This is a genomic window from Pseudomonas sp. UBA4194 (assembly GCF_002379585.1).
GTDB lineage: Bacteria > Pseudomonadota > Gammaproteobacteria > Pseudomonadales > Pseudomonadaceae > Aquipseudomonas.
In genome coordinates this window covers 33,602-51,038 of sequence record NZ_DFUE01000016.1, presented here as the reverse complement: position 1 = coordinate 51,038, position 17,437 = coordinate 33,602, and the positions used below count along the sequence as shown (strand labels likewise).

18 protein-coding genes and 1 tRNA gene are annotated in these 17,437 nt (G+C 62.1%); 8 read left to right on the top strand and 11 right to left on the bottom strand.

From position 1 onward, the window contains the following. Nucleotides 1-17: 17 nt before the first annotated feature. The 6 genes from B3397_RS03940 to B3397_RS03915 all read right to left on the bottom strand — a co-directional run bounded on the left by B3397_RS03940 (nucleotide 18) and on the right by B3397_RS03915 (nucleotide 4,218). The gene (locus tag B3397_RS03940; protein ID WP_296247476.1) at nucleotides 18-776 is read right to left on the bottom strand and encodes a response regulator; all 759 of its coding nucleotides are present in this window, start codon (nucleotides 774-776) and stop codon (nucleotides 18-20) included. Between the two features lie 45 nt (nucleotides 777-821). After that, nucleotides 822-1,448, bottom strand: coding sequence for a response regulator transcription factor (locus tag B3397_RS03935; RefSeq protein WP_296247474.1), 627 nt, complete (start codon nucleotides 1,446-1,448; stop codon nucleotides 822-824). A gap of 280 nt (nucleotides 1,449-1,728) precedes the next feature. Then, the gene (locus tag B3397_RS03930) at nucleotides 1,729-3,060 is read right to left on the bottom strand and encodes a deoxyguanosinetriphosphate triphosphohydrolase (protein WP_296247645.1); all 1,332 of its coding nucleotides are present in this window, start codon (nucleotides 3,058-3,060) and stop codon (nucleotides 1,729-1,731) included. A 114-nt stretch (nucleotides 3,061-3,174) separates the two neighbouring features. Beyond that, nucleotides 3,175-3,516, bottom strand: coding sequence for a hypothetical protein (locus B3397_RS03925; RefSeq protein WP_296247472.1), 342 nt, complete (start codon nucleotides 3,514-3,516; stop codon nucleotides 3,175-3,177). Continuing rightward, nucleotides 3,513-3,902, bottom strand: coding sequence for a phage holin family protein (locus B3397_RS03920; protein ID WP_296247470.1), 390 nt, complete (start codon nucleotides 3,900-3,902; stop codon nucleotides 3,513-3,515). Before B3397_RS03920 ends, B3397_RS03925 begins: the two co-directional genes overlap by 4 nt. A 1-nt stretch (nucleotide 3,903) precedes the next feature. Then, complete coding sequence (locus B3397_RS03915) at nucleotides 3,904-4,218, bottom strand: DUF883 family protein (protein WP_296247469.1); 315 nt, start codon at nucleotides 4,216-4,218, stop codon at nucleotides 3,904-3,906. 190 nt (nucleotides 4,219-4,408) lie between these two features. Between B3397_RS03915 and B3397_RS03910 the strand changes: the two genes are divergently transcribed. Then, a complete protein-coding gene (locus B3397_RS03910; protein WP_296247467.1) occupies nucleotides 4,409-4,723 on the top strand; it encodes a transcriptional regulator in 315 nt (104 codons plus the stop codon). Between the two features lie 67 nt (nucleotides 4,724-4,790). After that, a complete protein-coding gene (locus B3397_RS03905; RefSeq protein ID WP_296247466.1) occupies nucleotides 4,791-5,681 on the top strand; it encodes a pseudouridine synthase in 891 nt (296 codons plus the stop codon). Between the two features lie 62 nt (nucleotides 5,682-5,743). Here the strand turns inward: B3397_RS03905 and B3397_RS03900 are convergent. The 3 genes from B3397_RS03900 to mobA form a co-directional block, all read right to left on the bottom strand. Next, a tRNA-Pro gene (locus B3397_RS03900) sits at nucleotides 5,744-5,820 on the bottom strand. A gap of 111 nt (nucleotides 5,821-5,931) precedes the next feature. After that, the gene (locus tag B3397_RS03895) at nucleotides 5,932-6,153 is read right to left on the bottom strand and encodes a YgdI/YgdR family lipoprotein (RefSeq protein ID WP_296247464.1); all 222 of its coding nucleotides are present in this window, start codon (nucleotides 6,151-6,153) and stop codon (nucleotides 5,932-5,934) included. A gap of 105 nt (nucleotides 6,154-6,258) precedes the next feature. Further along, nucleotides 6,259-6,843, bottom strand: coding sequence for a molybdenum cofactor guanylyltransferase MobA (gene mobA, locus B3397_RS03890; RefSeq protein ID WP_296247462.1), 585 nt, complete (start codon nucleotides 6,841-6,843; stop codon nucleotides 6,259-6,261). A 74-nt stretch (nucleotides 6,844-6,917) separates the two neighbouring features. Between mobA and moaB the strand changes: the two genes are divergently transcribed. Continuing rightward, nucleotides 6,918-7,457 carry a molybdenum cofactor biosynthesis protein B gene (gene moaB, locus B3397_RS03885; RefSeq protein ID WP_296247459.1) on the top strand — a complete coding sequence of 180 codons (540 nt, stop codon included), beginning with the start codon at nucleotides 6,918-6,920 and terminating at the stop codon, nucleotides 7,455-7,457. A 22-nt stretch (nucleotides 7,458-7,479) separates the two neighbouring features. Then, nucleotides 7,480-8,664, top strand: a complete 1,185-nt coding sequence (gene glp / locus B3397_RS03880; protein ID WP_296247643.1) for a gephyrin-like molybdotransferase Glp — start codon at nucleotides 7,480-7,482, stop codon at nucleotides 8,662-8,664. A 15-nt stretch (nucleotides 8,665-8,679) separates the two neighbouring features. Here the strand turns inward: glp and B3397_RS03875 are convergent, their stop codons facing one another. Further along, on the bottom strand, nucleotides 8,680-10,149 hold the full coding sequence (locus B3397_RS03875; RefSeq protein WP_296247457.1) for a mannose-1-phosphate guanylyltransferase/mannose-6-phosphate isomerase: 1,470 nt from the start codon (nucleotides 10,147-10,149) through the stop codon (nucleotides 8,680-8,682). A gap of 368 nt (nucleotides 10,150-10,517) precedes the next feature. Between B3397_RS03875 and yegS the strand changes: the two genes are divergently transcribed. The 3 genes from yegS (at nucleotide 10,518) to B3397_RS03860 (ending at nucleotide 13,310) form a co-directional block, all read left to right on the top strand. Beyond that, nucleotides 10,518-11,432, top strand: coding sequence for a lipid kinase YegS (yegS, locus tag B3397_RS03870; protein ID WP_296247455.1), 915 nt, complete (start codon nucleotides 10,518-10,520; stop codon nucleotides 11,430-11,432). Between the two features lie 81 nt (nucleotides 11,433-11,513). Next, a complete protein-coding gene (locus B3397_RS03865) occupies nucleotides 11,514-12,443 on the top strand; it encodes a chemotaxis protein CheV (RefSeq protein WP_296247453.1) in 930 nt (309 codons plus the stop codon). Nucleotides 12,444-12,509: 66 nt separating this feature from the next. Beyond that, on the top strand, nucleotides 12,510-13,310 hold the full coding sequence (locus B3397_RS03860; protein WP_296247451.1) for an MOSC domain-containing protein: 801 nt from the start codon (nucleotides 12,510-12,512) through the stop codon (nucleotides 13,308-13,310). A gap of 39 nt (nucleotides 13,311-13,349) precedes the next feature. Here B3397_RS03860 and B3397_RS03855 read toward each other — a convergent pair whose 3' ends face one another. Further along, on the bottom strand, nucleotides 13,350-15,281 hold the full coding sequence (locus tag B3397_RS03855) for a transglycosylase SLT domain-containing protein (RefSeq protein ID WP_296247449.1): 1,932 nt from the start codon (nucleotides 15,279-15,281) through the stop codon (nucleotides 13,350-13,352). 178 nt (nucleotides 15,282-15,459) lie between these two features. Between B3397_RS03855 and B3397_RS03850 the strand changes: the two genes are divergently transcribed. After that, nucleotides 15,460-17,379 (top strand): ATP-binding cassette domain-containing protein, encoded by a 1,920-nt coding sequence (locus B3397_RS03850; RefSeq protein ID WP_296247448.1) that lies wholly within the window; start codon nucleotides 15,460-15,462, stop codon nucleotides 17,377-17,379. Nucleotides 17,380-17,437: the final 58 nt, after the last annotated feature.

Genomic DNA, 17,437 nt, shown 5'->3' with positions numbered 1-17,437 from the left:
CCGCTCAGCGAATCCTCTCAAAGAGTCGCCAGCGCATGGTCCAGCTGTTGGTGCAGGTCATCGAGGGCATGGCACAAGGCGATACGCAGAGGGGCCAGATCCGTACCAGCCCTGACGCGTTCCAGAGCATCGCAGGCACGGCACACGGCATCGGCGCGGACGATACGTGCCGCACCCTTGATCCTGTGGGCGAGGTCGATAATGGTTCGAGGGTTCGCCTCGTCCCACAGCTGCGCCCGATCGGCCGCGCAGTTGCTGCGCACTTCCTCGAGCAAACGCCGAGTCAGGCCGATATCGCCGCCGGTAAGTGCCTGCAATGGTTGCAAGCGCAACGCCGTAGGCGCCGGGCGAAGTTGCTGCAATCGCGTGCGCAAGGCCTCCAGGCCGATAGGCTTGAGCAGGCAGTCGTCCATGCCGGCGGTCCTGCAGCGATCTCGCACCTGGTCCGTGACGTGCGCGGTATAACCCAGCACTGTACAGGGCATGTGGCCGCTGAGCCGTTCGTGCTGACGCAGCGATTGGGTCAGCTCATAGCCGTTCATGTTTGGCATGTTGCAGTCGACGATGACCGCATCGAAGGGCTCACTCATCCATGCCTGCAGACCGGCCTGACCGTCGCTGCGGGTCGTGGGCCGCACGCCGAGGAACTCCAGCTGTTGGGTCAGTAGCAGGCGATTGGCGGATTGGTCGTCTACTACCAGAACGCGCAATGCGGCAAAGGTGGGCGTGTCCCCAGCAGTTGTTTTGTCAGTGGCAACTTTCGCAGAGTTATTCAAGAAGTAAACTGCCGTTCTGGCGGATGGGACGATATCGTTGCTTGTTCAAACCAACGAATTTCTTTTTGCCATTTCGATCAGCTCGACCAGTGAGCCGGCCTGGAGTTTCTGCATCAGGCGCTTTTTGTAGGTGCTCACCGTCTTGTTACTTAGAAACATGCCGGTGGCGATCTCCTTGTTGCTGCGGCCCTGTGCAAAAAGTTGCAAAACCATCAGTTCACGATCATTGATGGCCTTGAACAGTTCAAGTTCGTGCAACTGTCCGTCATCGTCGCGGGTCGGCTGCACGGCTTGGCTGGGGAAGTAGTTGTAACCGGAGAATACCGCGCGCACCGCACTCAGCAACTCGCTGAGAGCCTCCTGCTTGCACACGAAGCCGGCGGCGCCCGATTGCATGCAGCGGATCGCGAACAACGCCGGAGCCTGGGCCGTGAGCACCAGTATCTTGTAAGGCACGCTCATGGCATGAAAGCGGGTGAGTACTTCCAGACCGTCGAGTTTGGGGATGCTGATGTCCAGAATGACCATGTCGGGTTGACATTCGCGGATCATCTGCATGGCGTCCACCCCGTTGTCGGTCTCGCCCACGACGCAGTAGCCTTCGTTTTCGAGAAGCATTCGGACGGCGAGTCGGATAACCGGGTGGTCATCGATGATGAATACAGTCTGCATGCAGCCTCTCCTGAACGTGCCAGTAAAAGCGCGCACCATAGCGGAGTTGAACGAGAGGGCATATAAATGGAGTTGCCAAACAGTCAATATAGGAAATTTCCTACAAGTATTGGCGTAATGGAATACAAGAATCTTGCAATTCAAAAGAGTCAACTATCGTTTGAATTCGTTTTATGTCCAGCGGACGGTGCCATTGTCGCGTGCAAAAGTAGTCATGCAATGAATGCCCCGAACATGTTCACGAGGCCAGGGCCACCCTGCCAGAGCGGCCCACGAACGGCTAGAACGGGTGCGAGTGCCCGGTCATCTCGCGAGCCATTTCACCGGCGTAGCTGTCGGTCATGCCAGCGATGAAATCGATCATGCGAAGAAACGACTTGTGCAGCGGCCAGTCAGGCTGAGGGGCGTTGTGACCCAGCAAATCCATGATGCGCTGATGCTTGAACGACAGGCGGCCACTGGTGTGCTGCTCCAGCGCCGCGCCGCAGAAGGCATTGAGCAGCACTTCTAGCGTGGTGTAGGCACCGATTTCATGCAGGGTTTTGCGCTTGTCCTGGAAGATCTTGTTGCGGGCCATATCCTTGGCATTGAGCACGCAACGCTTGGCCGGCCCGTGCATGTGCTCCACCAGGTCACCGCTCAGATGACCGCCCAGCAGGGCGTCCTGCTGTTCGACAAACGCCCGGGCGGCCGCGTTGGTCAGATGCTCGATCGCCTTGCCTCGCAGTATCGCCAGTTTACGCCGACGTGAATCGTCCGGGCCCAGTTGACGGTAGGTTTCCGGCAAATCGTCCCCCACCAGGTCCAGCAGCAGCGACTCGACTTCGGCGTAGTCGAGCAACTCCATTTCCAGGCCGTCCTCAAGGTCGATCAGGCCGTAGCAAATGTCGTCCGCAGCTTCCATCAGATAGACCAGCGGATGGCGCGCCCAGCGCTGCTCTTCAAGTTGCGGCAAGCCCAGTTTTGTGGCGATCTGCTCCAGAAGCCCCAGCTCACTCTGATAGCAGCCGAACTTGTGCTTCTTGTAACCCAGGGCATCAGCATGGCGTGCCGTCCAGGGATACTTCAGGTAGGTGCCGAGGGTGGCGTAGGTCAGCCGGGTACCGCCATCGAACTGGTGATACTCCAGTTGGGTCAACACGCGGAAACCTTGGGCGTTGCCTTCGAAGTTGAGAAAGTCCTGCCGCTCGACCTCGCTCATGCCATCCAGCCAGCCACGTCCGGCAGCCTGTTGAAACCAGTGGCGAATGGCGTCTTCGCCCGAGTGGCCGAAGGGCGGGTTGCCAATGTCGTGGGCCAGGCAGGCGGACTGGACGACCATGCCCAGATCACTCGGCTCGCACCAGTCAGGCAACTGCCCGCGCAGGGTTTCGCCCACGCGCATGCCGAGGGATCGGCCCACGCAGCTGACTTCCAGCGAGTGGGTCAGGCGGGTGTGGATATGGTCATTACTGGATACGGGGTGGACCTGAGTCTTGCGCCCGAGGCGGCGAAAGGCACCGGAAAAAATGATCCGATCGTGGTCTTTGTGAAACGGAGTGCGACCCAGTTCTTCCGGACTGTGTACGGTTTTGCCGAGCCGTTCCCGAGTGAGCAGGGTTTGCCAATCCAAGGCGATTTCTCCAGGGCCGATGTGTGGCTCCAGTGTCGCGGCGCAGGTGACGCCGCGCAAGGCTTTACTGCGTCGGCCCGCCACGCAAGGCACGGGCCGAGCAGTCAAGGCTGGTCAGCCTTTGCGAGCGTTGCCTTGCATCGCCAGCTTGATCAGGGGCAGCAGGGTGGCGCCAACCTTGGTCAAGCGCGACAGCGAGCCCGTACCGCCGTTTCGGGCGCCCTTGCCGGTCAGGAAACCGAGCACCAGAACACCTGCAACGCCCCACAGCGGCGCGTGCTTGATGCCCATGCCGCTCTGCACCGACTGGCCTAGGCCGCGCAGGCGCGTGAGGGGATTCACCAACTGGCGAGACTCGTGGCGAATTTCCTGCCGATGCATTTCCATGCGTAGGCGAATCAGCGCCTTGCGCATGTCGCGGCGATTCTGAGTAGTGGGTGCTTCAGGTCGGCTCATGGCAACAGGCGCTCCCGATCATTGGCCAGTTCTTCAAGCGTACCGCTGAAGGGCGAGGATTCGTCGAACACGGCGGCTTTCAGACGCAGGGCACAGAACAGTCCAGCCAGAACGTAGAAGCACGCCAGCCCGATCATCCCCGCCATACGGTAGTTATCCCACAGCAGGATGAGGATCAGGCCCGACAGCGCAACCAGTGCCAGCAATGCAAACACCAGCGCCAGTCCGGCGAACAGCAACAGGCTCACCGTGCGCGATTTCTGCTCCTGCAACTCGATGCCGAACAGTTCGACATGGCTGTGCAGCAGGCCCAACACCGCAGCGCCCAGGCGACGCGATGAAGAACCCGTACTGTTATCTTTGGAATCGGGGTCGAGAACAGACATATCAGCGCCTTGTAGCCAGCAGACCGATCAGGAAGCCCACGCCGGCAGCGATGCCGATGGATTGCCAAGGGTTGTCTTGAACATAGACTTCGGCGGCCGCGACGGCCTCCTGACCACGCTCCGTGGCAGTCTCCTTGGTTTGCTGCAATGTCTCGCGAGCCTTGAGCAGGCTTTCGTTGATCTGCGCGCGAAGCTCTTCAGCTTGATCGCCGGCCAGGGTTGCCGTGTGTTCGAGAAGCTTCTCGGTGTCGCGGATCAAGGTCTGAAAATCCGCCTTGAGGACTTCTTGGGCAACTTTTGCGGTGCTGGTGGCCATGTTGATCTCCATATGGGTGGCGTCTGGATGTTTCGAGGGCCGCGAGCCCGGAAGGTTCACTGCAAATGCCTGCTACCTTCCTTCGACCAGAATCGAGCCTGCCTGACCGCTGAGCACTGCGACGATTGACGAAGAAAACAGCGCTGCCTTATGCTGTATATAGATACAGTATAGGGAAGAGAATGACCCCATGGTCAACGTCGAGCAACTGAAATACAGCGTCAACCGGATGGCCCCGGATGTGGTCAGTGAGGCGGTGCTGGAGCTGCGCCTGGATGGTTTGGTGACAGAAGGCAAGACGCCGTTCACCAAGCTGCATTTCAACACCTGTTTTGCCGAGATCGAAGCGCTGTTCCAGCGCGCCGGGTTCCACCGGCCATTGGATGTGGTCGGCTACCAAGGCCTGCTTTACGCGCTGTACGACCCCACCCGTTGGGAGGCTGTGGACGTACTGCGCTGGCTCAAGGAATTCACCGACGCCGCCCAGGCCGTCCACGCGCGATAACCCACGTGCAATGACAGGTCGTGGGCCATGGGCGATAATCTTCGCCTGATATCGCCCCGGAGCCTGCATGTCCGTCCCCATGTTCGACCCTTCCGCCGTTCAGGCCAGTACGCTGTGCCTGCCGCCCGGCGCCTGGAATACCGTGCTCGATTGCCTGTGCGATCACTTCCAGGCGATCGATCGCGCGCAGTGGCTCAGCCGCATGGAGCGGGGCAGGGTGCTGAATGCCGACGGCACCCCGATCGGACCCCTGCAACCGTACCGGCAGGGCCTGCGTATCCACTATTTTCGCGAAGTGCCGAACGAGAAGCCGATTGCCGCGCAGGAAACCATCCTGCATGTCGACGAGCACCTGGTGGTGGCCGACAAGCCCCATTTCCTTCCTGTCACCCCTACCGGCGAATATGTCGAGCACACCTTGCTGCGTCGTCTCATCCGGCGCCTGGACAATCCCCACCTGGTGCCGCTGCACCGCATTGACCGGCACACTGCCGGACTTGTGTTGTTTTCCGCCAATCCCGACACTCGCACGGCCTACCAGCAACTGTTTCCCACCCGGCAGATCGAAAAGCGCTACGAGGCGATTGCCCCAGCGCTGCCTGAGGTGAGTTTCCCCCACGTCCACACGAGTCGGCTGGTGAGCGGCGAGCCATTCTTCCGCATGCGCGAAGCCGAGGGCGTCAGTAACAGCGAGACATGGATGGACGTAGAAGAGAAGCAGGGTGCGTTCTGGCGCTATGCGCTCAACCCGGTGACCGGCAAGACTCATCAGTTACGGGTGCACATGACGGCCGTCGGCGCCAGTATCTGCAACGATCCGTTCTACCCGCAGCTGGTTCGGGTGGCTGAGGATGATTACGACCGCCCTCTGAAGTTGCTGGCCCAGGCTTTGCGTTTCAACGATCCACTCACGGGCGAGCAGCGCAGCTTTGAGAGTCGGCTGAAGCTGTATTTCTAACAGGCGGCTTCTAGTCAGGGGCCATCAACGACAAAGCCCGCACTAGGCGGGCTTTGCTGAATTGGTCGGAGAGACAGGATTCGAACCTGCGGCCTTCTCGTCCCGAACGAGACGCGCTACCTGGCTGCGCTACACTCCGATGCCCGACGATGGCTGCCGCCTGAATCCGATCGGATCGGCGTCACTCGCCGCCGTCGGAAGTTGAGCAGGCAAGGGGATCACCTTACCTGATCAATACCAACGCTCTGGATCAGAGCTCTTTGACCGTACGCACCTGGTCCTTGTTGACGCGGGTGGTTTTGCCGTCCAACTGCTCGAACTCGTAGAACCCAGCATCATCGTCGTATTTCGGGGTGTCGACGGCCTGGATTTCACGCCCGTCATTCAAGGTGATCACGGTAGGCGAGGAGCAACCGGCGAGGGCTGCCAGGCCTGCAGCGAGCATGAAAGCGGGAAGGATCCGATGAGTCATTATGTTTCTCCGTTATGGGAATACTGGCTTTACCGAGTTGAGACGTGAGTTCCAACGGCAAAGTTCCGTTCGTCAGAAGCATTGCTGCAGTTGCCTGATCGGCCCTCAATCATGGAGCAGGTCAGGGGTGTTCAGGTTGGCCAGGCGCGGATCACCGGCGGGACATTGCAACGCCTGCGCGCCAAGTTGCAGCATGACCTGGCGTGGACTGCGCTCACCGGCCTGCCACGCGCGCTGGAACGCAGCGAGGTGATGCGTCGGGATCACGCAGAGCAACGGCTCCCAGAATTCGCCCTGACGGATCATCAACGGGCGATCCGGTTGCGTTGCCGCCGTGGCGCGCATCAGCTGGAGCAAGGCCGGGTCCACCGCGGGAACATCACACGGCAGCACCAGCAGCATGGCGTGAGCGGCTTGAGCCAGGCCTGCCAGAATCCCGGCCATGGGACCGGGAAAATCGGCGTCGGTATCGTGCACCAGATGGTCTGCAAACGCCGCGTACCTGTCGGCGTTGCGGTTGCAGGAAATGATCAGGTCGTCGGTCAAGGGCCGCACACGCTCATGCAGATGGGCGATCAGCGGCCGGTCCCGCCAATCCAGCAGACCTTTGTCCTGACCACCCATGCGCTGTCCGCGCCCTCCCGCCAGTAGCAGGATGGAACAGGCGGGCAGTGAGTCGAGCGGCTTCATCGGGGGCTCTCGGGCGGCGGTGGCGGTGCTGTGATATAACACCGTCCATCCCGTCAAACAACCGGACCTAGCCAATGAAAGCCAAGGCAGATGTACCTTTCGTGCCGCTCAATATTGCGGTGCTCACTGTCAGCGATACGCGCAGCGTGGAGACCGATACCTCCGGCCAGCTGTTTGTCGATCGCCTCACTGCGGCGGGCCACGGGCTGTATGCCCGTGTACTGCTCAAGGATGACCTGTACAAGATCCGCGCCCAGGTGGCGCAATGGATCGCCGACGATCAGGTGCAGGTGGTGTTGATCACCGGCGGTACCGGCTTCACTGGTCGCGACAGCACGCCAGAAGCGGTGAGCTGCCTGCTCGACAAGCAGGTCGACGGCTTCGGCGAGCTGTTCCGGCAGATCTCGGTAGCCGATATCGGCACTTCGACCGTGCAGTCCCGCGCGCTGGCCGGTTTGGCCAATGGCACACTGGTGTGCTGCCTGCCTGGCTCCACCAATGCCTGTCGCACCGGCTGGGATGGCATTCTGGCCGAACAGTTGGATGCCCGTCACCGTCCTTGCAACTTCGTTGTCCACCTCAAGCAGGCCGAGCCCTGCGTCAGCCGTGGCTGAGCTGCCGGCGGCGCAGCCGCTGATGCCCGTCGAGCAGGCGCTGGAGCAATTGCTGGCGATGGCCGATAGCGCGCCCATCGAGCAGGTCCAGACCGTGCGGTTGGGCGACGGTGCAGGGCGGGTACTGGCCGAGGACCTGTTTGCCGAACTGGACCTGCCACCGTGGCCCAACAGCGCCATGGACGGGTATGCCTTGCGCCTGGCGGACTGGACGGGCGAACCATTGCGGGTGAGCCAGAAGATCTTCGCCGGCAAGGCACCCGCGCCACTGGAGGCGGGCACCTGCGCGCGGATCTTCACCGGTGCGCCGTTGCCCGATGGCGCGGATTGCGTCGAGATGCAGGAAAATGCCCGCGTCGAGGCCGATCAGCGAGTGAGCTTCACCGAGCCGCTGAGGGCCGGTCAGAACGTGCGGCCCAAAGGCCAGGAAACCCGGGCCGGGGACCGCGTACTGGCGGCCGGCACGCGTCTTGGGGCCATCGAGCTGGGCCTGATCGCTTCGTTGGGTCACGCCCAGGTTCGGGTGCGGCGCAAGCCGCAGGTGGCGGTGTTGTCCACGGGTGACGAATTGGTCGAGCCGGGACAGCCTTTGCAGCCTGGTCAGATCTACAACAGCAATCGTCAGATGTTGTGCAGTGCCTTGCAGGGATTGGGGTGTGAAGTGGTGGACGCCGGCATATTGCCGGACGATCTCGACGAGACCCGCGCGCGCCTGGCGGCGCTGGGCGATGTGGACCTGATTCTGTCCACGGGCGGGGTGTCGGTAGGCGAAGCCGATTTTCTCGGCATCGCTTTGCGTGAAGAGGGGCAGCTGGCGTTGTGGAAACTGGCCATCAAGCCGGGCAAACCATTGACCTGCGGGCATTTTCGCGGCGTGCCGGTGATCGGCCTGCCGGGCAACCCAGCGTCCACTCTGGTGACCTTCACCTTGCTGGCTCGGCCTTACCTGTTGCGCCGTCTGGGCATGCAGGACGTGGCGCCGATGCAGTTCCAGGTGCCCGCCGGATTTGCCTGGCCCAAGCCAGGCAATCGCCGGGAGTACCTGCGCGGGCGGATGGAGCGCGGCCGCGCGATCATCTATCCCAACCAGAGCTCCGGCGTGCTGCTCAGTGCAGCCTGGGCCCAGGGCCTGGTCGAGGTGCGCGAGAACTGCACGCTGGTGGAAGGGGACTGGGTCAACTTCATCCCCTTCGGCGAGTTGTTCTAGCGCGCCTGCCCCGGGTCAGGCCTGGCTTTTGTCAGCGATTTCTGCGGTCGGGACCCGGCCGTAGATATCGGTGAAACGCACGATGTCGTCTTCGCCCAGGTACTCGCCGCTCTGCACCTCGATCATCACCAGATCGATGACCCCGGAGTTGACCAGGCGGTGCACCCGTCCCGGCTTGATGAAGGTCGACTCGTTGGTGTCCAGCAGAAACTCTTCGTCACCATTGGTGACTTTGGCCATACCGCTGACCACGATCCAGTGCTCGCTGCGGTGGTGGTGCATCTGCAACGACAGTGAGCCGCCGGGTTTGACCACGATGCGCTTGATCTTGAAACGCTTGCCTTCCTCGAGCACGGTGTAGGTGCCCCATGGCCGGGTCACGGTGCGGTGCAGGCGGTAGGCGTCGTGGCCTTGGCGTTTGAGTTGCTGAGCCAGGTATTTCACATCCTGGCTGCGGGTGCCGTCGGCGATCAGCAGGGCATCAGGGGTGTCGATGACGATCAGATTGTCCAGGCCCACCGCGCCGACCAGGCGTCGCGGCGAGTCGATGTAGCAGTTATGCACGTCGTGCAGCACGGTTTCGCCGTTGCACTGGTTGCCCTGTTCGTCAGCCGAGGTCAGCTCACGCACAGCCTGCCATGAGCCAATGTCGCTCCAGCCGATCTGGCAGGGGATCACCGCGACCCGGCTGGAGCGTTCCATCAGGGCGTAGTCGATGGAAATGTCCGGGGCCAGGGCGAAGGTGCTGCTGTCCAGTTCGATCTGCAACTCACGATTGCCTTGCTTGCTGTGGCTGACCTGCAGGCATGTCTTCGCGGCGAGCAGCACGTCTGGCGCATGTTTCTGCAATTCGGCCAGCAACGTATCCACGCGCATGCAGAACATGCCGGCGTTCCACAGATAGCCGCCGGACTGCAGGTATTGCTGGGCGGTAGCCAGGTCCGGCTTCTCGCGGAACTGCGCGACCTGATAGCAGCCGTCGCCGATCAGCTCACCTTGTTCGATGTAGCCAAAGCCGGTTTCCGGTGCGTTGGGCACAAGGCCAAAGGTGACCAGCCAGCCATCTTCGGCTTTGGCCGAGGCCGCGGAGACAGCAGCCTGGAACGCTGCGACGTCCTGGATCAGGTGGTCGGCCGGCAGCACCAGCAGCTGCGCATCGGGACCGTAATGGCTGGCGGCATGCAGCGCGGCGCTGGCGATGGCCGGCGCGGTGTTGCGGCCCATTGGCTCGAGGATGAAATCGAGCAGGGCATCGGTGTTGTTCAACTGGCGATAGTCATCCAGCGTGCGGAAGAACACCTCGCGGCTGGTCACGGTCAGTACACGCTCGACCCCTGGCAGGCCGGCGGCGCGGTTGAAGGTTTTCTGCAACAGGCTCTCGCCGTCCGGCAGGCGCATGAACGGCTTGGGCATGGCTTCGCGGGAAACGGGCCAGAGCCGGGTGCCGGCACCGCCGGCAATGATGCAGGGTACGAGTGTGGTCATGGGGCAAACCTCAAGGTCTGTGGCGGCCAGTGTTACGCCCGGGCGCGAGGGGCGCAGAACCAGGCAGGCTGGATGCAGGAGCGACGAATGGATAACGTTTGGGATGCCGCGACGGGCAAATCGAACCAAGAAAGCAATGCTACCGCCACCCGGAAAAGAGGGTGGGCAGGGGGCTAATCAGGGTAACTGCTGTTGATCAGAGAGAATTGACCTGGGCGCTAGTGGCCAGTTGCTCCGAGTAGAACGCAAACAGGAATGGTTGGCGAGTAGAATATGCACCAGCGGTTAAAAATTTTGGCCCATGGCTTTTTTTCGTGTTGGCGCGGTCACATCAGGCAGAATCGAATACATGGCTAGGGGAACCCGATATGAGTGAGCACAAGGCTTTATTGATCCTGCACGGCAAGCAAGCCTTGAACGAAGACGTTCGGGCGGCAGTCGAGCAGTATCGGCAGCAGGGGCACGAACTGGCCGTGCGTGTCACCTGGGAAGGTGGCGATGCCCAGCGGCTGGTCGATGAGGCACTCGCACAAGGCTACGGGCAGATCGTTGCCGGCGGCGGCGATGGCACCCTGCGTGATGTTGCCGAAGCCATGGCGTTGGCCAAGACCGATGCCAGCCTGGCGTTGATGCCTCTGGGAACCGCCAATGACTTCGCTCGCGCTGCCGGTGTGCCTCTGGAACCTGCCAACGCCTTGGCGCTGCTGGCGCGTGCGCCGGTGCCCGTCGATTTGGGTGAGGTGGGCGGGCAGATCTTTCTCAATATGGCCACCGGTGGCTTCGGCAGCCAGGTCACGGCCAATACCTCAGAGGACCTGAAGAAAGTCCTGGGCGGGGCCGCTTATCTGTTCACCGGACTGTCGCGCTTCAGCGAACTTCGCGCCGCCCACGGTTCTCTCAGTGGGCCCGACTTTCACTGGGAGGGCGACTTGCTGGCGCTGGGCATCGGCAATGGCCGGCAGGCCGGTGGCGGTCACGAGCTGTGCCCCGAAGCGGTGGTCGACGACGGCCTGCTGGAGATCAGCATCCTGCCAGCGCCGACTGAAGTGGTGGGCACCTTGAAGAATCTGTTGGCCGGGGGCTTGGGCCTGGACAACCTATTTGTGCGGGCGCGCCTGCCCTGGGTTCAGATCAACAGCCAGGAAAACCTGGACATCAACCTCGATGGCGAGCCGCTACGGGGTGAAAACCTGCGCTTCAATGCGCTGCCGGGGGCGCTCAAGGTGCATTTGCCCGCGGGTTCACCGCTGCTGAGTCGCGGTGCAGCCTTGCCCGCCAATTAACCGCACCTAATCGTCAAGTTTCATGGCCTGGGGCCGATAACTTCCAGAACCAAACCTTTTCTCGCGGCTCTGGAGTTATCAATGGCGGGCATTCTCGACACGGTCGACCAACGTACACAGCTGGTCGGTGCAAACCGTCTTGAAATTCTGATGTTTCGCCTGGCCGGGCGACAGTTGTTCGCGATCAACGTCTTCAAGGTTCAGGAAGTCCTGCAACTGCCCAAGCTGACCTTGATGCCGCAACGTCACCCCTACGTCTGCGGCGTGGTCAATCTGCGCGGGCAAACCCTGCCGGTCATCGACCTGTCCCAGGCCATTGGCATGCGCCCGCTGGTGCCGGGGCCCAACAGCACCATCATCGTCACCGAGTACAACCGCTCGGTGCAGGCATTCCTGGTGGGCGGCGTGGACCGCATCGTCAACATGAATTGGGAAGCCATCATGCCGCCGCCCACCAGCGCCGGCCGCCAGCACTACCTGACCGCCATCAGCAAAGTCGATGAGCAACTAGTGGAAATTATCGACGTGGAGAAAGTGCTGGCCGAAATCGTCCCCTACAACGCTCGCGTCTCCCGGGAAAAGCTCGACGATCCGTTGCTGGCCCGTGCTCGCGGTCGGGAAGTGCTGCTGGTGGATGACTCCACGGTTGCCCTTGCCCAGCTACGCGATACCTTGTCCCAGTTGGGCATCAAGATGCATGTGGCCAGTGACGGCCTGAAGGCGCTGAACAAGCTGAAGGCCTGGGCCGACGGCGGCGAACGCCTCACCGACAAACTACTGATGGTGTTCACCGACGCCGAGATGCCGGAGATGGATGGCTACCGCCTGACCACCGAGATCCGCAATGACCCGCGCCTGCGCGACCTGTACGTGGTGTTGCACACCTCGTTGTCGGGCTCGTTCAACGAATCGATGGTGAAGAAGGTCGGCTGCGATAACTTCCTCTCCAAGTTCCAGCCCGACAAACTCGTCGATGTGGTGCGCGAGCGCCTGGCGTTGGATCGCGGCTGACGCGTTGATTGGTTATTGCCCAGCCGGTTCGGATAGACTTCCTTTTTCATCTGTGGAAGTCCATCCATGTCCAGCCTCGCTGCGCTCTATCGCTACCCCCTGAAGTCCGCCATCGGCCAGCCGCTGCAGCGATCCTCGATCGATGCGCTCGGCCTGGCCGGCGATCGCCGCTGGATGCTGGTGGACGCGGCCAGCGGACGTTTCTTTAGTCAGCGGGCGGTGGCCAGGATGAGCCAGCTCAACGCGCTGATGTCTGACGATGGCCTGGAATTGACCGCTGCGGGGTACCCCTCCCTGCAGGTGAAGGTGCCGGAGCACGGTGAGCTGCGCGGCGTGACTATTTGGCAGGACACCCTGCGCGTGCCCGACGCCGGTGACGAGGCAGCCGAGTGGGTCAGCGATTTCGTCGGCAAGGCCACGCGACTGGTTTATGTGCCTCAAGAGCGGGCGCGGACGGTGGATGCCGGGTATGGCGAGGCTGGCGACAAGGTGGCCTTTGCCGATGGCTTTCCGTTGTTGTTGATCGGCCAGGGGTCTCTGGACGATCTGTCCAGCCGAGTAGGGCGGCCGCTGGAAATGTTGCGCTTTCGGCCCAATCTGGTCGTCGACGATATAGCCCCCTTTGCCGAAGATGGCTGGAAGCGGATTCGCATTGGCTCCCTGGACTTTCGCGTGCTCAAGCCTTGCTCGCGCTGCATCCTGACGACTCTGGACCCCCGAACCGGCGAACGCAGCGCCGATCGTGAGCCGCTGACCACGCTCAAGACCTACCGCGAACAGGACGGCAACGTCATGTTCGGGCAGAACCTGGTGTGTGATGGGACAGGGGTGATCGAAGTGGGAATGCCAGTGCAGGTGCTGGAGTGAAGCGACTCGGCAGCGGCGCAAGCCGCTGCCGGTGAAGGTTCACTGATCGTCGAAGAAGCGTTCGTGCCAGTCGACCACGGGCTGCGGCGCGTTGAGCTTCTGGCCATAGATGACCGCGTAGGACAGGACGTTCTGCACGTACTGACGGGTCTCATCGAACGGGATCGATTCCACCCACACATCGAAGCTCAGGTGGTTGGCGCCTCTGAGCCACTGACGCACGCGCCCTGGGCCCGCGTTGTAGGCTGCCGAAGCAAGCACCCGGTTGCCGTTGAACTGACCATGCACCTGGCTGAGGTAGGCAGCGCCCAGCTGGATGTTCTTGTCCGGGTCCAGAACCTGTTGCGGCGAAGACAGCGGAATGCTGAATTTGCGCGAGGTTTCCTTGGCGGTGCCCGGCATCAGTTGCATCAGCCCCATGGCACCGGCACCGGAACGGGCGTCGTCCATGAAAGCGCTTTCCTGACGGGTAATGGCAAATACCCAGCTGGTATGCAATCCGCGCACATTGGCCTCGCGCACCAGGGTGTCGCGGTGCGCCATGGGGAAGCGGATATCCAGGTCATCCCAATACTGAGCCTGGCTGATGGTGCGGATGGCCGGGAAGTACCAGCGCATGTCGTAGGCCAGCTTGGCCTGGGCCACCATCTCGTCGCGGTTGAAATGCCGGCTGACGTGATACCACTCACGGCGTGCGTCGACGATCTGGCCGCGGGCATACAGCTCCAGAGAGCGGCGAATGCCTGCAGTGGTGCGAACCTTGTTGACCAGCGCCTGACTCATCACCAACGGCTTGTTGTTCAGCGAGTAGGGCGTCTGCGTCCTGTCGGCGGCCAGGAAACCATAGAAATCACGTTCCTTGGCCACCGCTTTGTACAGCAATGGCACCTGGGGGCTTTGCGGCTGCGCCAGTTCCAGGCTGCGCGCCTGCCAGTACTTCCAGCGGTTGGTCTCGGCCAGGTCCTTGGGCAGGCGTTTGGTCAGGTCGTACGCATCCTGCCAGCGGCCCAGGCGCAGCAGCAGGCGCAGGCGCCATTCGGTGACCGTATCGTCGCGCAGGTCCGGGTCGTAGCGGGTCATCAGGTCCAGGGCGCGAGGGTCGTAGCGCCGCGCCAGGGTCAGGCCGATCTCGCGGGCAATGGCGACTTTCTCAGCAGCCGAAAAGCGCATGCTGCTGGCGTAGGCATCGAGCAGCTCCATGGCGCGCTCCGGGTCCTGGCGTGCGAGTCGACGCAGGCCGAGGCTGACCACATCGGACATGGCCTCATCCACCGGCATGAAGCGCCCCGGCTGGTTCAGCAGCTCCGGCTTCTGCGCCACGTCCAGCAGCAGGCTGCCCTGGCTGGACAGTGTGGTCAGGCTCCTGACTAGGATATTGGCCAGCGGGTAGTTGCGCGCCTGGGCCGCGAGCTTGGCCCGCTCCCAGCGCTTCTGTTCGGTCAACTGGCCTTCAGCGGCCCAGCGCTGGAACAGCGCATCGCAGGCCGACGGCAACGACTTGCCCGTCAGCCACAGCTGGTCGGCGTTCTTGTAGCCTTCGGCGCGCAGCGTGGGATTGGTGAGCTGATACTGGCCGTACAGGCAGTCCAGTTCCTTGAAGTTGAGCTTGGGGTCGTAGTACTTGACGAAAGGTGCCCAGTCGCCGCGGTCAGCCAGTTGGCGCAACCAGCGCAGCTTCATCCAGTTGGCCTGGGGCAGGTCGCCGTGTTCGGCGAGGAATTTTTCGATTTCGGCGTCGCTGGCGGTTTTCAACCGGCCAGTGAGTTCGTCGTAGGCCAGGTAGGGCTCCAGCGGGTAATCCTGCAGCATGGGCGCGTAACGCATGTACGGACCACTGTCGCCCTTGGCCAGGGCGCGCTTGGCTTCATCGTAATACTGGCGCTGCAAGGGCAGGTCGCCCGCTTGGGCGCCAGCAACGGTGGAGGCTGACAGGGCAATGCACGACAACAAGCTGAACAGGCGACTGCGCATGGGACTTCCGGGCAGAAAAACGTGGCAAGTGTCGGCGGCGCCAGCACTACGGTGATGGTCTAGCTTAGCCTCTCGGGCGGTCGGTATGAAAGCGTTCAGGGTTATTCATTTTATTACCGCTTACGGCCTGCCAGGGCAAAAGTCAGTTAGAATGCGCGCCCGGTTTTTGGAGAAGCTCATGACCCTGCTCAAATTCAGCGATGTGTCCCTTGCTTTCGGCGCTATGCCGTTGTTGGACAAGGTGTCCTGGCAGATCGCCCGTGGTGAGCGGGTGTGCATCATCGGTCGCAACGGCACTGGTAAATCCAGCATGTTGAAGCTGGTCAAGGGCGTACAGAAGCCTGATGATGGCGCCGTGTGGCGAGCTCCGGGCCTGAAGATCGGCGAATTGCCCCAGGAACTGCCGGTGGCCGACGAGCGGACGGTGTTCGACGTGGTTGCCGAAGGCCTGGACGGCGTAGGTGCCCTGCTGGCCGAATATCATCATCTGAGCCAGAACATCGTCACCGACGAAGACCTGAACAAGCTGATGCATGTTCAGCAGGATCTGGAGGCGCGTGATGGCTGGCGCCTGCAGCAGCTGGTCGACAGCACCCTAAGCCGCCTGCAGCTGCCAGCGGACAAAACCCTCAGTCAACTGTCCGGCGGCTGGCGTCGCCGTGTGCTGCTGGCTCAGGCGCTGGTGTCCGAGCCTGATCTGCTGCTGCTCGACGAGCCGACCAACCACCTGGACATCGGCGCCATCGCCTGGCTCGAAGAAGCCTTGAAGGATTTCCAGGGCGCCGTGCTGTTCATCACGCACGACCGCTCCTTCCTGCAGAACCTGGCCACACGTATCCTCGAGCTCGACCGTGGCGGCCTGATCGACTGGAACGGCGACTACGCCAGCTTTCTGGTCCACAAGGAAGCGGCGCTGGCGGCCGAAGAAACCGCCAACGCGCTGTTCGACAAACGCCTGGCTCAGGAAGAAGTCTGGATCCGCCAGGGCATCAAGGCACGCCGTACCCGCAACGAAGGGCGAGTCCGTGCCCTCAAGGCACTGCGCGTTGAACGTGGCGAGCGTCGCGAGCGTACCGGCAAGGCCAATATCCAGCTCGACACGGCCGACAAGTCCGGCAAGCAGGTGATGGTGCTGGACAACGTCAGCTTCGCTCACCCGGGCGGCCCTACGTTGATCAAGGATTTTTCCATGGTGCTGCAGCGCGAGGACCGTATCGGTCTGTTGGGCGCCAACGGTACCGGCAAGACCACCCTGCTCAAGCTGATGCTCGACAACCTCCAGCCGACCCAGGGTTCGGTGGACGTGGGCACGCGCCTGGACGTGGCCTACTTCGACCAGCTGCGCCATCAGCTGGACCTGGAAAAAACCGTGATCGACAACGTGGCCGAAGGCCGCGATTTCATCGAGATCGATGGCCAGAGTCGCCACGTGCTGAGCTACCTGGGCGATTTCCTGTTCAGCCCGCAGCGGGCGCGGACGCCGGTCAAGGCCCTGTCCGGGGGTGAGCGTGCACGCTTGCTGCTGGCCAAGCTGTTCAGCAAACCAGCCAACCTGCTGGTACTCGACGAGCCGACCAACGACCTCGATGTGGAAACCCTCGAACTGCTCGAAGAAGTGTTGTCCAGTTTCAAGGGCACCGTGTTGATGGTCAGCCACGACCGGGCATTCCTCGACAACGTGGTCACCAGCACCCTGGTGTTCGAAGGCGAGGGCAAGGTGCGCGAGTACGTCGGCGGCTATCAGGACTGGATCCGTCAGGGCGGTTCGCCGAAGCTGCTGGGCGTTACCGAGAACAAGTCCGGCAAGGCCGAGCTCAACAGCGCGGTGGTGCAAGCCCCTGAGCCGGCACCTGTGGTCGAGCCCGCTGCCGCGCCTGCCAAGAAAAAGCTCAGCTACAAGCTGCAACGCGAGCTGGAAGCCTTGCCGGGCCAGATCGACGAGAAAGAGCAGCAGATCGCTGCCGTGGAAGCGGAGATGGCAGATGCGGGCTTCTATCAGCGTCCGGCGACGGAAACTGCCGCGGTGATTGCGCGGTTGGAAGCGATGCAGGCTGAGCTGGAAGTGATGGTGGAGCGGTGGGCTGAACTGGACGCCTGATCGGGGGTAGGGCAGGGGGTGGCTGGTGATTGGCCTCTTCACCCCCGGCCCTCCGGGA